A 13,835-nucleotide genomic window follows, 5' to 3' on the forward strand; every position below is an offset into this window, starting at 1 on the left:
AGCTACTTCGCGGAGGCAGACATGACGACTGAAAAGCAGGACAAGACTGCGTGGCGGCCGGGCAGTGTGCGCGGCATGTCCGCCCGCTTGGCGCGCTCGCTGACGGGCGGTCGCGTAAAGATCAATCCGGCGCTGGACCCGTTGATGTCTATCCACCGGGAGTTTCACCCGAAGGCAGACGCGGAGCTTCTCAACAAGGCCTATGCGACGGCGGAGCGGCTGCACGAAGGCGTATTTCGCAAGTCCGGCGAGCCTTACATCACGCATCCGCTTGCGGTGGCAACCATCGCGGCGGAGATCGGCATGGACACCACGACCGTTGCGGCGGCCTTGCTGCACGATACAGTGGAAGATACTGACTATTCGCTGGAGGACCTCACCCGTGATTTCGGTCCCGAGGTGGCCCGGTTGGTCGATGGCGTAACGAAGCTCGACAAGGTCGCCCTCGGCGCCGCCGCCGAAGCCGAGACGATTCGGAAGATGATCGTGGCTATGGCTACGGACCCGCGCGTGCTCGTCATTAAGGTGTGCGATCGCCTGCACAACATGCGAACCATGCGCTTCCTCCCGCCGGAGAAGCAGGCGAAGAAGGCACGGCAAACCCTTGACGTCATTGCGCCGCTTGCTCACCGCCTGGGCATGGCAAGCGTTAAGTGGGAACTCGAAGATCTTGCTTTCGCGATTCTGTATCCCAAGAAGTACGACGAGATCGTGCGCATGGTGGCAGATCGCGCTCCCTCACGCGATAAAGCGCTTAAGGAAATCAAGGCCCAAGTAAGCCAAGCCCTCAAGGCAAACGGCATTCAAGCCGAGGTAATGGGGCGCCCGAAACACTACTGGTCGATTTATCAGAAGATGATCGTTCGTGGGCGTGACTTTGCGGAGATCTTTGATCTCGTCGGAATCCGCATCCTCGTCGACGACATCAACTCCTGTTACGCCGCCATCGGCGTGGTGCACTCGTTGTACCAGGCTCTTCCGGGGCGCTTCAAGGATTACATCTCCTCGCCTCGCTTCGGCGTCTACCAGTCGCTGCATACCACCGTTATCGCGGACGGCGGCTCCACACTTGAGGTGCAGGTGCGCACGCACGAGATGCATTACAACGCCGAGTTTGGCGTTGCGGCACACTGGCGCTACAAGGAGACCAAGGGCAGGAATTCCGGCCACCAAGAAGAAGTGGATCAGATGGCGTGGATGCGCCAGCTGTTGGATTGGCAGAAGGAAGCCGCCGATCCCAACGAGTTCCTGGACTCTCTGCGTTATGACCTGACCGCCAAGCAAATCTTTGCGTTTACCCCGAAGGGTGACGTGATCAATTTGCCCGCTGGTTCCACCCCCGTGGATTTCGCCTATGCGGTGCATACGGAGGTAGGCCATAGGTGCATTGGTGCCAAGGTCAACGGCAAGCTCGTGGCATTGGAATCGGAGCTGAAATCCGGCGATAAAGTTGAGATTTTCACCTCCAAGGATCCGAATGCGGGTCCCTCGCGGGATTGGCAGGAGTTCTTGGTCTCGCCACGGGCTAAGACGAAGGTGCGGCAATGGTTTGCCAAGGAACGCCGCGAGGAGCACCTCGAAGCCGGGCGGGATGCCTTGGCCGCCGAGGTTCAGCGTGGCGGTTTGCCCATGCACCGGCTGTTCACCGCTAGCTCGATGAAGCAGGTAGCCGAGCAGCTGCACTACCCGGATGTGGATGCGCTCTATACCGCCATCGGCGCCGGCCATGTCTCAGCTCAGCACGTTGCCAACCAGCTCATGGCGCTCTTCGGAGATAGGGACGATGCAGTCGATGCCTTGGCTTCTCGTACCCCGCTCAGCGAGCTGGAGAATTCCCGCGCTCAGCACACGAAGGATTCCGCATCCGGCACCGGAATTTTGGTGGAGGGCAGCCCGGACGTCATGGCCAAGCTGGCGAAGTGCTGCCAGCCTGTGCCTGGTGACGCCATCTTTGGCTTCGTGACCCGCGGCGGTGGCGTGTCCGTGCACCGAGCTGACTGCACCAATGCTGAAAAGCTCAAGTCCGAACCCGAGCGCATGATGCAGGTGGAGTGGGCTGGCGGGCCGAAGTCTTCCGGTGCCTTCTCCGCGACGCTGCAATTAGAGGCCATTGACCGTCAAGGTCTGCTCTTTGAGCTCACCCGGATCTTTAGCGATCAGAGCCTCAACGTATTGTCGATGACCTCCAATCGCGGCGATGACCACATTGCGACAGTGCGCTTCACCTTCTCGGTCTCTGACACCAAGCAGCTGGGGCAGTTGATGACAACCCTGCGTAATACCGAGGGCGTCTTCGACGTCTATCGCGTCACAGCTTAAGGCATCACCCCTCAACCGGGGGTGTGTGGCTGAACGGGAGGTTGCGCCTGGGTGAAACTAGGGGAGATGTTTGGTGAACGCGCTGGTCGTGGCGTCAGCAAGCGCTGCGCAATCGTGATGGATGCGTTATAAACACGTGGACAAGATTTCTCTCATACCCAGGAGATCCACGTGAACTTCCGTCGCTTTGGCCAGCTTCTGGCCGCCACCACCGTCACCGCCGTTGCCGTCTCCGGCGCGCCTGCCTTCGCCGCTGAGGCCGACCAGGTGACCATTTCCGTCACCAACTTCACCGACTTCCACGGCCACCTTGAGCTGGCCGAAAACTTTGACAAGGAATCCGAGGAACTGGTTGGTTACTCCGAGATGGGCGCTGCTCGCATGGCTGCGCTCATCAAGGCCGTCAACAAGGACCAGGAGTACGCCTTGACCTCCTCCGGTGATAACGTTGGTGGTTCCGCTTTTGTGTCTGCGATTTCTGAGGACAAGTACACCAACGAGGCCCTCAATGCTATGAATCTCGATGTCACGGCCGTGGGCAACCACGAGTTCGACAAGGGCACCGATGACCTGATGGGCCGTATCAAGGACCAGTCCAACTTCCCGATCCTGGGCGCCAACGTCACCAAAGATGGCAAGCCCCTGCTCGATGCTTCCTTCGTCAAGGAGGTAGACGGCGTGAAGGTGGGCTTCGTTGGTACCGTCACCGAGAACACCAAGTACAAGGTGTCCGCTGCGTCCATCCCGGGCGTCGAGTTCTCCGACCCGGTCGAGGCCACCAATAAGGAAGCCAGCCGACTGAAGGAATCCGGCAAGGCTGACGTCGTTGTGGCGCTCATGCACGAGGACGCTCAGCAGTACGCGGAGGGCTTCAGCAAGGATGTGGATATCCTCTTTGGCGGTGATACTCACGTTAAGACCCAGGGCGAGGTTGCTCGTGAGGGGGCAATGCCGCTGTACTGGGCACAGGGCTACGAGTACGGCAAGGTGCTTAACGACGCCGACATCACCTTCGACAAAGCCGAGAAGAAAATCACCAAGATTGATCTCAAGCAGTACGACGTGGCCAACGCAGAGGTCTTCGCCCAGCTGCAGGGCCTCGAAGACGACCCCGAGGTGGCTAAGATCGTCGAGGAAGCAAAGAAGGTAGCGGAGATTGAGGGTGCCAAGACTGCTGGTACCACCGAGAAGGCCATGTACCGCGGTTCTGATGAGGGCAAGGACACCGGTACCAACCGCGGTGTGGAGTCGACCCTCAACAACTTTATTGCCGATGGCCAGCGCTTTGCTCTATCTAAGCAGACGGACAAGGACATCGAAATCGGTGTTATGAACGCAGGCGGTGTGCGCGCTGACCTCAAGCAAGGTGATGTTTCCTACCAGGACATCTTTGCCGTTCAGCCATTCGGTAATTACGTGATCACCGCGGAGGTTAGCGGCGCAGACTTCATTACCGCGTTGGAGAACCAGTGGAAGCCTGGCCAGTCCCGCCCGCGCCTGGCTCTGGGCCTGTCCAACAACGTCACCGTTGTCTACGACCAGAAGGCTGAGCAGGGCAAGCGCGTTAAGTCTGTCACCATTAACGGTGAACCGATTGACCCGGAGAAGAACTACAGCATTGCTCTGTCCTCCTTCCTTGCCTCCAGCGAGACGGAGGCCGGCGGCGATGGCTTCTTTGAGCCCGGTTCCATCAAGAACCGCAATGACGTTGGCTACATGGACACCCAGGCGATGATTGACTACATCGCTTCCGGCGAGTCCAAGGTCCGCACCGGCCAGGGCCAGATTGGTGCCCACGTGTCTGGTGACCTGAAGCCGGGGGAGGAGATCACAGTCGACCTTTCCTCCCTGAACTACTCCAACGCAGAAGAGCCACAGGCTAAGAAGGTCACCGTTGCTCTGGGTGACGCTAAGGCCGAGGCAGACATTGACAACGCAGCACAGCCCGGTGACGAGCAGTTCGGCGAGCGTGGCCGCGCAACCGTCAAGCTCACCATCCCGGAGGGCCTAAAGGGCGAGCAGAAGCTGCTCATTACTACCGATGCTGGCACTGAAGCCGCCCTTCCGATTTCCCTCGACGGTGACGACGACGCGAAGGACCCGAAGGATACTGGTTCCGCCAAGGATGCAGCTTCCTCCATCGGCTTGGGTGTGGGTATCACCGCCGCTATCGCTGCCGCCATTGCCGCTGTGATTGGTGCCATCAACATGCCGGTTGCTGCGCTCCCAGCACCGGTGCAGCAGCTGATTGAGCAGCTGCGCAAGCAGTTCAACATCTAGTCTGTACTGATGCACAAGCCCGCACTATCGTGCGGGCTTTTCTCATGTGGAAGGTATGGTGGAAAGCTGTGGATACACTGAGGCTGTTTGGACGCGAGGCAATGTACCAGCTAGGTATCGAGCCTCACCGAATCCCACTGGTGATGCTCGCGACGCTGGGTATTTATTTGGCCTTTATGGTCTTGGTCAAGCTCTTTGGCAGCCGCGTTTTGACGTCCATCACCGCCTCCGATGCCGTCATTATCATTATGTTCGGTGCGGTCTCGGGCCGCGTTATTGTGGGCAACCCACCGACGCTTGCCGCCGGCATCATTGGCCTGTTTACCCTCATGCTTTTGGAGGCCGCCTTCGGCACATTCCGCCAATTGGTGACGTGGTCACGGTTTATTGACCGCAAGCCGGTATTGCTGGTCTATAAGGGGCAGCTGCAGGAAGACAATATGAGCTTTGCGCACATCACCGAAAGGGATATCAATTCCGCTGTGCGTAAGGCGGGCCTTGGTCGGCGCACCGACGTGCAGCTAATGATCTTGGAACCAACCGGCCAGATTTCCGTCATCCGACGAGGCCAGCTTGTTGACGCCTCCGTGTTCAAAGATGTGCTCGGCGCCGAGCGTATTCAGGAAGTTGAGGAAGATTCACAAAGGGATGGCAATTAGGTCTTAGCCCCTTGGAGAGGCTTAGCCCCTTTGAAGAGCCTTCGAACGAGCTTGGTGTACCGGAAAACGAAAAATCTCCTCTTGTGCACAGTGCACAAGAGGAGAGTGGCGAGTTCGCGGCTTACTTGCCAGCGAGCTGGTCGCCGAGACGCATTGCGTCATCCATCGCATCGATGATGGAGGTAAAGACCTTGATCCACTCGCGGATCTCCTTCGGGCTGACGTTGCCCTCATCGTCAGAAGAGAGAGCGAAGAAAGCCTTGGATGAGCTGTCATCCTCAACCGGAGCTGCAGAAGCAACTGCGGTGCCGGAGAAAGCGATGGTTGCGGCTGTAGTAGCGGCAACGATGGACTTACGGGAGAAGAACTTCATGGTGGTGTGTCCTAAACTGAATTGAAGGTGAACGGAGAACGTCCGACTTACTTAGCGTTAGGTGCGAGGTTCTTGTTGTAGAAAGCGAATGCGGTGCCCAGAGCGCCGATGATGGCGGTGAAGACGGCGATCCAGTCGCGGATTTCCTTCGGGTCCATGTCGGAGATGGAGGAACCCTTGGAGTCATCGGAGGAGGAAGAAGAAGAGTCCTCGTCGGTCTTGCTCGGGGTCGTGGTGGTCTCGTCGGCCGGCTTGGTGGTGGACGGAGCTGCCGGGGTGGTGGTGGACGGAGCTGCCGGGGTGGTGGCCTCCGGGGTGGTGGTCTCAGCGTTAGCAACGGTCACGCCGGACAGGGAAACGGTAGCGGCGGTAGCAGCAGCAACAAGGGCCTTACGGGAGAAGAGCTTCATTCTCGTTCCTTATACATCTCGGGAATTTCAAAGACCTCACAGATGCTACTGAGCTATTGCGGGTTTTGCAAGGGATCTAGCGATCAGCTGATGAATCTGTGTGGCTGCTGTCCGTCGTATGTGAGCTGGGGTTTGGTCCGGTGCAGGTTGTGGACGTGGGTAATAGTTTGCCAAATGAACAGCTCAAGGCTAAGAAATTCTTAATCCAGGTGGGGAGGGGCGGTTGGAATGGGAAAGGCCCCGCTCGCTGAATGCGAGCGGGGCCGGTCACCGTAAAGGGGGTAAAACTTAGCTCTCGACGGTTGCCTTGGTGATGCGAACTTCTTCAGCAGGAGCGCCGTCGGACTGTCCATCCTTGACGCCCTTGGCGGCAATGGCGTCGATGGTCTTCTGTCCCTTCTCCGTCAGGTCGCCAAAATAGGTGTAGGAGGGCGGAAGCTGCGAGTCCTTATAGTTAATGAAGAACTGGGAACCATTGGTGTCTTCGCCGGCATTAGCCATGGCGATGGAACCCTTCGGGTACAGAGCAGGCTGTGCCTTAGCGGCGTCGTCAGCCTCATCGGTCGGGTACTCATTGGCAAACTGGAAGCCCGGTCCACCAGAACCCTTGCCGGTCGGATCACCGCACTGCAGGACGGAGAGGGTGCCCTCCGTCATGCGGTGGCACACGGTGTCGTCGTAGTACTTCGCGGAAATCATGTCCGTGATTGCGTTGACGGTACACGGAGCAAGTGAGCGATCGAGAGTCATCTCAATATCGCCTTGCTTGGTGGCGAAATTGACGGTCACTTCACCCTTGGCAGGAATGTTCTTTCCTTGCGGAGTAGGGACATCGCGGGAAGCGTCGCCAGTCTCGTTGTACTCGCAGGTGACGGTCTCACCGAACGGCTTAGCACGCTTGCCGCTCAATGCTTCGGCGGTAGGGGCTTCAGTGGGCGTATCGGCGGCGGAGGTTTCCTTGGCCTGAATCTCTTCTTCCTCCGGCGAGCGCGTGGCCAAGAACCAGATACCGCCGACGAGGGCAACAATAACGACGGCGGCCATCAAAACGACGCCGAGCGGACGGCTCTTCTGTTTACGGTCGCGGGATTTCAGCTCGCGATCGAGCTGGTTGAGCGCATCATCCAAGCGCTGGCTGTTAGTAGACACCTATGTTTCCTCCACAGTGGTGGTTTAAAAACTTTGACCCACCTATCCTAACCGCACGCTAGTTCACCGTGGCGCGCCGCCCCGCACGTCAGTACGCTTGGGTGCCATGGCTACTACGAATTTTCAGAATGAACCCGTCGAAACCAATGCTGAGCTGCCGAAGGTCGGTGACGCCCTGGCGGGCTTCACCCTCGTCGGCACCGACTTGTCTGAGCTAACCAATGCGGACTTCGCTGGTAAGCGTCTGGTGGTGTCCTGCTTCCCGTCCGTGGATACCGGCGTGTGTGCAGCGCAGCTGCGCAAGTTCAATCAAGAGGCGGCTGGTCTGGAGAACACCGTTGTCCTGTCCGTCTCCCGTGACCTGCCGTTCGCACAGGAGCGTTTCTGCGCTGCTGAAGGTATCGACAACGTCGTCAGCGCTTCTGATTTCCGCTCCGATTTCGCCGACAAGCTGGGCCTCGTCCTGGAAGGCTCCCCGCTCAAGGGCCTGTTTGCCCGTGCGGTCATCGTCACCGACGAGAACCACAAGGTGACCTACACCGAGCTGGTTCCTGAGGTTACGACGGAGCCGGACTACGACGCAGCGTTGGCCGCCCTCAAGTAATGCACACACCGGATATCTACGGTTTCGCCGCAGGGCCTTATAAAACCAACACCTATGTTGTGGCCAACGGCTCGCGGGCGTTCATCGTGGATCCAGGGATGCACACGCGCGAGCGCCTTGAGCAGCTCGCGCGTGAGAAATCCCTGGAATTTGAGGCCGTCGTGCTCACCCACGGTCACATTGACCACACGCGTGATGCCGCTGAGTTTGACCTGCCGGTCTACATCCACCCGGATGACGCGTTCATGTTGGTGGATGGCTCCGGAGTATCTCCCGAGTCGCAAATGCTTTTCGCCGCCGCTTCCATGAAGCAGGTGGCGGACCGGCGTGATCTGCTGGGTGGTGAGACGCTGAGCCTCGTCGGCCTGGAGTTTGAATTACTCCATGCGCCGGGGCATTCACCGGGGTGCGTCATGCTCGTGGCCGGGGATTTTGCGCTGACCGGTGACGTGTTATTCAAGGGCTCGATCGGCCGTACAGACCTTCCGCATTCCGATCCCGCGGCGATGCAGCGCTCATTGCGCGGTCCGGTGTGGGGCCTTGATGATTCCCTTGCCATCTTGCCGGGCCACGGCCCAACATCGACGATGCGCCGCGAACGCGCGACTAATCCGTTTCTCCGTGCGGCGGGGGATGTACTCTAAAGGGCGTGAGTGATAAGAAGCAGTTCAAAGCCCTGTCCGCGCCCAAGGGTGTGCCGGACTACGTTCCGCCGCAATCGGCCATCTTTGCCAAGGTTCGTGAGACCTTCGTGCATCAGGCACATCTGTCCGGCTTCCAACACATCGAACTCCCCGTCTTTGAGGACACGTCGCTTTTCGCCCGAGGCGTGGGGGAGTCCACGGACGTCGTGTCGAAGGAGATGTATACCTTCGCCGATCGCGGCGACCGCTCCGTGACTCTGCGCCCCGAAGGTACCGCGGGTGTTATGCGCGCAGTTATTGAGCACAACCTCGACCGCGGCCAGTTGCCGGTCAAGCTCAATTACTTTGGCCCCTTCTTCCGCTACGAACGCCCGCAGGCTGGCCGCTACCGCCAGCTGCAGCAGGTCGGTGTCGAGGCCATTGGTGTCGATGATCCGGCGCTGGACGCGGAAATCATCGCGCTAGCGGACCGCTCCTACCGCAGCCTGGGGCTTAGCCAGTTCCGTCTGGAGCTGACCAGCTTGGGTGACCACGACTGCCGCCCGGCCTACCGCGAAAAGCTGCAGGAATTCCTGTTCAAGCTGGACCTCGACGAGGAAACCAGGGCCCGCGCGAAGCTGAACCCGCTGCGCGTGCTCGATGACAAGCGCCCGGAGGTCCAGGAGCAGCTTGTCGACGCCCCCCTCATGCTCGACCACCTCAATGCCGAGTGCCGCGAGCACTTTGAGACGGTCACTGGCTTGCTCGATGACATGGGCGTGCCCTACACCATCAACCCGCGCATGGTCCGCGGTCTTGATTACTACACGAAGACCTGTTTCGAATTCGTCCACGATGGCCTCGGTGCGCAATCCGGCATTGGCGGCGGCGGCCGCTACGATGGCCTCATGGCTCAGCTCGGCGGACAGGAATTGTCCGGTATCGGCTATGGCCTCGGCGTGGACCGCACGGTTTTGGCCCTGGAAGCCGAGGGCGTGGAGCTCGACGGCGTCGAAGAGCGCGTGGCTGTTTATGGCGTTGCTTTGGGCGCTGCGGCAAAGAAGAAGATGGTCAGCATCATTAATGACCTGCGCAAGGCCGGTATTTCCGCGGACATGTCCTTCGGTGACCGCGGCCTCAAGGGAGCGATGAAGGGCGCTGATCGCGCCAACGCTCGTTTCGCGCTGGTCCTCGGTGACCAGGAGCTAGAGTCTGACACCGTGGCGCTGAAGGATCTGCGCGCGCACGAGCAGCACGACGTCCCGGTGGGGGACGTCGTCAAGCAGCTCAGAGCAGTGGTTTAGCACTCCACCTGCGAGACGGTGAAGCCCATCGTCTTCGCCAGGCCGCCGAGCGAGGTCTCCTTGTACTTGGAGAGCATGTCGCGTCCGGTTTCGGCCATGGTGCGCACCGCGTTATCGAGGGTAACGTGGTGCGTTCCCTCACCCATGAGCGCAAGGCGCGCGGCGTTGATGGACTTGACGGCACCGATGGCGTTGCGCTCGATACAGGGAATCTGCACGAGGCCGCCGACGGGGTCACAGGTCAGGCCGAGGTTGTGCTCAAGGGCAATCTCGGCGGCATTTTCAACCTGTTCCGGTGTTGCTCCGAGTAGTTCTGCCATGCCAGCAGCTGCCATGGAGGACGCTGAGCCAACCTCGCCCTGGCAGCCCACCTCGGCGCCGGAAATCGAGGCATTGGACTTGATGATGATGCCAATGGCACCTGCGGTCAGCAGGTAGCGGCGGGCATCGGAGCGGGTGAAATCAGCCTGGAAGTCACGCGCGTAGTGCAGCACCGCGGGGATGATGCCACACGCGCCGTTAGTGGGGGCGGTGATGACGCGGCCGCCGGCGGCGTTCTGTTCGTTGACGGCAAGCGCGTAGAGGTTGACCCATTCCATCGCAGACAAGCCACAGGACTCATCGTTTTGCTTGGCCAGAAGTTGGTGGTACATGCGTGGCGCGCGGCGGTTCACGCGTAGGCCACCGGGAAGGATTCCCTTGGAGGAAATGCCCTCGGTCACGCACTCGCGCATGATATCCCAGACCAAGTCGAGGTGCTGGTAGACGTAGTCGAGACCGCCTTCTTCGCGGTGCAACACGGCCTCGTTGGCGGCGACGATTTCCCAGATAGCTTTGTCATTGGCCGCACACAGGTGAAGCAGGTGTTCGCCGGACTGGAACTCATAAGGAACGGTGTCCTCAGCGGTGGCCGCGGCGACACCGGCTGGCACACCGGTGTCTGTTTGGAGCTGGGCATCGTATTCCTCGCGGGACAGGATAAAACCGCCGCCGACGGAGAAGTACTCTGCATTCTCGGCGAGTACCGTGCCGTTCTCGTCCCAGGCCGTAAAGATGAGGCAGTTCGGGTGTTCCGGCACCGGTTCGTTGTTGAATTCGATGCTGTACTGCACTTCGCCTGCGGGGCCAGAAATGGTGCCCTCGGTGGGGATAAAGGCATCGGCGCGTGGCTCTGCGTCGAGCGGTACGGACAGCGGATCCCATCCGGCGAGGCCCAGAATCACGGCGCGATCCGTGGCGTGGCCGCGGCCGGTAGCGGACAGGGAACCGCGCAGTACGGTGTGGACCTTGGCCGGGTGTTGATCAAGCGCCTCGAGGAAGGCCTTAGCCGCGCGCATGGGGCCGACTGTATGGGAGGAGGAGGGGCCGATTCCGATGGAGAAGATATCGGTCACGCTAATTGTCATGTGGGGGTGAAACCTCCTTGGGAGCGTTAGATAAGTGTCGCCTTACGATAGTACCGAGAGCCCTCCGCAACCGCTTAGCTCGGCTGCCCGTCGTGGCGGGAAAGCAGCGCGCGGAATCCTGAAGGGTCTGGATCGACGTCCTGTGATAGCTCCCCCTGGGGCGCTTCCTCCGCCTCGCCGAGCCTCCCGGCAAGTCCAGAGACCCGGTCGAGCGGGCGCACCATGAGGTCCGCTAGCTCCTCGGCGGCGCGTTCTATGCGTTTGTCATTGCGCGCGCCTTCTGCAGTGCCAAAGTCTTCCGTGGCCTGGAAGATCCCGGTGGGGACCACTGTGGCATGCAGGTAGTTAAGCAGCGGGCGCAGAGCATAGTCGAGCACAAGCGCGTGCCGGCTTGAGCCGCCAGTGGCAGCGATGAGCGTGGGCAGTCCTTCCAGTGAATGCGGCTCCAAAGTGTCGAAGAACATCTTGAACAAACCCGAATAACTGCCCTGGAACACCGGGCTGACGGCGATGAGACCGTCCGCCTTGGTCACGGCAGTCTGCGCGGCATGGAGGCGGGGTGTGGGTGAAACCCAGTTGGTCATGGCTTCTGCCAATTCGCCGGCAAGCTCGCGCAGCTCAACGACGGTCACGTCGACGCCTTCACCTCGGGCACTAACGCGGGCGGTGGTGGCGGCGGAGAGGGCGTCGCCAAGTGCACGCGTCGAGGAGGGTGATGAGAGTCCAGCCGTAACGAGTACGAGAGAGCGCAACTACTTCTCCTCTCCAGGGTTGACCAGCGCGTGCGGGGCATAAGCGCCGAGCGTGGCATGGGTGGGCGGGTCAGAAGGTACATGATCTGCGCAGCGTTCCTCAAAGCGGCGGCGCAGCTCGGGCACCACCTGTGTACCAAGGATTTCGATCTGCTCGAGCACCACCTCTTGAGGCAGTCCGGCGTGGTCGATGAGGAAGAGCTGGCGCTGGTAATCACCCACCCAATCTGCGAACTGTAGTGTGCGCTCCACCACCTGCTCTACGGTGCCTACGGTGAGCGGGGTCTGTGCCGTGAACTCCTCCAAGGAGGGGCCATGACCGTACACCGGGGCATTGTCGAAGTAGGGGCGGAAGAAGTCCTTTGCCTGCTGCTCCGTGGGCGCGATGAAGACATGCCCGCCGAGGCCCACGATGGCCTGGTCGGCGCGGCCGTGGCCATAGGACTCGTAGCGATTGCGGTAGAGGTTCACCATCTTCGCGGTGTGCTCCTTGTTCCAGAAGATGTTGTTGTGGAAGAAGCCATCGCCGTAAAAAGCCGCCTGTTCCGCAATCTGTGGGGAGCGAATGGAGCCGTGCCAGACAAAGGGTGGGATGCCATCGAGAGGCGCGGGCGTGGAAGTAAAACCCTGCAGCGGGGTGCGGAACTTTCCTTGCCAGGACACGACGGGTTCGCGCCAGAGGCGGCGCAGCAAGTGGTAGTTCTCCACTGCGAGCGGAATGCCCTCACGGATGTCCTTGCCAAACCACGGGTAAACCGGGCCGGTGTTGCCGCGGCCTAGCATGAGGTCGACGCGCCCATCTGCCAGGTGCTGGAGGAATGCGTAGTCCTCCGCGAGGCGAACAGGGTCGTTGGTAGTGATCAGCGTGGTGGCAGTGGAGAGCTGAAGGTTCTTCGTCTGTGCCGCAATGTATGCCAGGTGGGTGGTGGGGGCCGAAGGCACAAAGGGCGGGTTGTGGTGCTCGCCGGTGGCGAAGACGTCGAGGCCCACCTCTTCTGCTTTGAGGGCAATCTCCGTGATAGCGCGGATGCGCTCGGCCTCAGTGGGGGTGTGGCCGGTGGTCGGGTCCTGGGTGACATCGCCGATGCTAAAGACTCCAAATTGCATGACATCCTCCTTTCTATGTCATGTCAACAAGGTTAGGGAGGGGAGTTATTCCCATTCGACTGCAGCAACCAATGTCGCGAGGTCGGCAGGCGTAGCAATGGATACAGGAAGTTGGGAAGGTTTGCCGTGCTCGGTGAGGAGGACCGCGCCGGGGTGGGTGCCGTCTGCCGCAGGGTCGGTGAGGGCATCGATGACCTCTTGCGCGCTGGCGGTGCGGGGCAGGAACTCTGCGCGGTCCTTGCGCTCTGCGAATTCCAGCACAGTGCTAATCGACGCCGCGTTAATCACACCGTCATCACCGAGATCTGCCGCAACCCATCGTGCAATGACGTTGGTGGTGAGAAGCGCCTGGTAAGTCCCGGATTCATAGATTGGGATCTGGGAATAGCCGGTCGTGTTAATAAGCTTCAAAGCCTCCATGATCGGGGTGTCAGGGGCAAGGGTGGTCACATCACGGCTAGCGAGCAGAGCCTGCGCTGTGGGTGGATCCGTGAGCAGGCGTTGCAGGTTTTCGAGCTGCTTGATGACGTGAGGGTGTGGGGTAGCGATGGGCTCACCGCTGAAGTAGCGGCCATGGGCGATGGCGTTGCGGAGGTTGCTAAAGTCCTTCAGCTGTTCTGCTTGGCGCTTGCTCAAAAGGTGTTTGTCGTGCGCGCGATCAACAATCCACCAGAAAGAATCAGAGTTCTTTGCCCCGATAGCTTGGCGGAGGAACTGCTCAATGTCATTAAAAGCGGAAAAGAATCTGGCCAAGGAGTTGTCGCTCATGCCGCCTAAGTGTACGGGTTCTTGGATTTGTGCTTAAGGCTCAAGCGATAAGAAAAATCTCGCCGTGAGCAACCCCGGTGG

General features: G+C 60.0%; 13 protein-coding genes. 6 read left to right on the top strand and 7 right to left on the bottom strand.

Annotated elements, in window-relative coordinates; translation table 11 throughout:
- Window positions 1-21 precede the first annotated feature (21 nt).
- The 3 genes from HMPREF2808_RS04590 (at window position 22) to HMPREF2808_RS04600 (ending at window position 5,258) form a co-directional block, all read left to right on the top strand.
- On the top strand, window positions 22-2,319 hold the full coding sequence (locus HMPREF2808_RS04590; protein ID WP_070563258.1) for a RelA/SpoT family protein: 2,298 nt from the start codon (window positions 22-24) through the stop codon (window positions 2,317-2,319).
- Window positions 2,320-2,490: 171 nt separating this feature from the next.
- Window positions 2,491-4,599: a bifunctional metallophosphatase/5'-nucleotidase gene (locus tag HMPREF2808_RS04595; RefSeq protein ID WP_070563261.1), complete on the top strand. Its 2,109-nt coding sequence runs from the start codon at window positions 2,491-2,493 to the stop codon at window positions 4,597-4,599.
- Window positions 4,600-4,700: 101 nt separating this feature from the next.
- A complete protein-coding gene (locus HMPREF2808_RS04600; RefSeq protein ID WP_210386955.1) occupies window positions 4,701-5,258 on the top strand; it encodes a DUF421 domain-containing protein in 558 nt (185 codons plus the stop codon).
- Between the two features lie 121 nt (window positions 5,259-5,379).
- On the opposite strand, the gene HMPREF2808_RS04605 is transcribed toward HMPREF2808_RS04600, so the two are convergent.
- The 3 genes from HMPREF2808_RS04605 to HMPREF2808_RS04615 all read right to left on the bottom strand — a co-directional run bounded on the left by HMPREF2808_RS04605 (window position 5,380) and on the right by HMPREF2808_RS04615 (window position 7,190).
- Complete coding sequence (locus tag HMPREF2808_RS04605) at window positions 5,380-5,631, bottom strand: hypothetical protein (RefSeq protein ID WP_070623958.1); 252 nt, start codon at window positions 5,629-5,631, stop codon at window positions 5,380-5,382.
- A gap of 47 nt (window positions 5,632-5,678) precedes the next feature.
- Window positions 5,679-6,041 (bottom strand): hypothetical protein, encoded by a 363-nt coding sequence (locus tag HMPREF2808_RS04610; protein WP_070623961.1) that lies wholly within the window; start codon window positions 6,039-6,041, stop codon window positions 5,679-5,681.
- A gap of 288 nt (window positions 6,042-6,329) precedes the next feature.
- Entirely contained in the window at window positions 6,330-7,190 is an 861-nt protein-coding gene (locus HMPREF2808_RS04615; RefSeq protein ID WP_070623965.1) for a peptidylprolyl isomerase, read from the bottom strand.
- 106 nt (window positions 7,191-7,296) lie between these two features.
- Between HMPREF2808_RS04615 and tpx the strand changes: the two genes are divergently transcribed.
- From tpx to hisS, 3 genes are read left to right on the top strand one after another with little or no spacing between them, the layout of a single operon-like run.
- Window positions 7,297-7,794, top strand: a complete 498-nt coding sequence (tpx, locus tag HMPREF2808_RS04620) for a thiol peroxidase (protein WP_070623968.1) — start codon at window positions 7,297-7,299, stop codon at window positions 7,792-7,794.
- Complete coding sequence (locus HMPREF2808_RS04625) at window positions 7,794-8,438, top strand: MBL fold metallo-hydrolase (protein WP_070623971.1); 645 nt, start codon at window positions 7,794-7,796, stop codon at window positions 8,436-8,438. Before tpx ends, HMPREF2808_RS04625 begins: the two co-directional genes overlap by 1 nt.
- A 5-nt stretch (window positions 8,439-8,443) precedes the next feature.
- Window positions 8,444-9,721, top strand: a complete 1,278-nt coding sequence (gene hisS / locus HMPREF2808_RS04630) for a histidine--tRNA ligase (RefSeq protein WP_070623974.1) — start codon at window positions 8,444-8,446, stop codon at window positions 9,719-9,721.
- Here hisS and HMPREF2808_RS04635 read toward each other — a convergent pair.
- The 4 genes from HMPREF2808_RS04635 to HMPREF2808_RS04650 form a co-directional block, all read right to left on the bottom strand.
- Window positions 9,718-11,127 (bottom strand): L-serine ammonia-lyase, encoded by a 1,410-nt coding sequence (locus HMPREF2808_RS04635; protein WP_070596723.1) that lies wholly within the window; start codon window positions 11,125-11,127, stop codon window positions 9,718-9,720. The two genes, hisS and HMPREF2808_RS04635, sit on opposite strands and share 4 nt — an antisense overlap.
- Before the next feature lie 74 nt (window positions 11,128-11,201).
- A complete protein-coding gene (locus HMPREF2808_RS04640; RefSeq protein WP_070596724.1) occupies window positions 11,202-11,879 on the bottom strand; it encodes an FMN reductase in 678 nt (225 codons plus the stop codon).
- Window positions 11,880-12,986, bottom strand: coding sequence for an LLM class flavin-dependent oxidoreductase (locus tag HMPREF2808_RS04645; RefSeq protein WP_070623977.1), 1,107 nt, complete (start codon window positions 12,984-12,986; stop codon window positions 11,880-11,882). It lies immediately after the preceding gene.
- A 45-nt stretch (window positions 12,987-13,031) separates the two neighbouring features.
- Entirely contained in the window at window positions 13,032-13,754 is a 723-nt protein-coding gene (locus HMPREF2808_RS04650; RefSeq protein WP_070623980.1) for a CBS domain-containing protein, read from the bottom strand.
- Window positions 13,755-13,835: the final 81 nt, after the last annotated feature.

The sequence above is a fragment of the Corynebacterium sp. HMSC078A10 genome, assembly GCF_001811565.1.
Taxonomy (GTDB): Bacteria; Actinomycetota; Actinomycetes; order Mycobacteriales; family Mycobacteriaceae; genus Corynebacterium; species Corynebacterium hesseae.

Excerpts from the sequence above, each read along its gene's own strand:
- HMPREF2808_RS04590 (WP_070563258.1), top strand. The coding sequence starts at position 22 with ATGACGACTGAAAAGCAGGACAAGACTGCGTGGCGGCCGGGCAGTGTG.
- HMPREF2808_RS04600 (WP_210386955.1), top strand. The coding sequence starts at position 4,701 with ATGTACCAGCTAGGTATCGAGCCTCACCGAATCCCACTGGTGATGCTC.
- HMPREF2808_RS04605 (WP_070623958.1), bottom strand. The coding sequence starts at position 5,631 with ATGAAGTTCTTCTCCCGTAAGTCCATCGTTGCCGCTACTACAGCCGCA.
- HMPREF2808_RS04610 (WP_070623961.1), bottom strand. The coding sequence starts at position 6,041 with ATGAAGCTCTTCTCCCGTAAGGCCCTTGTTGCTGCTGCTACCGCCGCT.
- tpx (WP_070623968.1), top strand. The coding sequence starts at position 7,297 with ATGGCTACTACGAATTTTCAGAATGAACCCGTCGAAACCAATGCTGAG.
- HMPREF2808_RS04625 (WP_070623971.1), top strand. The coding sequence starts at position 7,794 with ATGCACACACCGGATATCTACGGTTTCGCCGCAGGGCCTTATAAAACC.
- HMPREF2808_RS04635 (WP_070596723.1), bottom strand. The coding sequence starts at position 11,127 with ATGACAATTAGCGTGACCGATATCTTCTCCATCGGAATCGGCCCCTCC.
- HMPREF2808_RS04645 (WP_070623977.1), bottom strand. The coding sequence starts at position 12,986 with ATGCAATTTGGAGTCTTTAGCATCGGCGATGTCACCCAGGACCCGACC.
- HMPREF2808_RS04650 (WP_070623980.1), bottom strand. The coding sequence starts at position 13,754 with ATGAGCGACAACTCCTTGGCCAGATTCTTTTCCGCTTTTAATGACATT.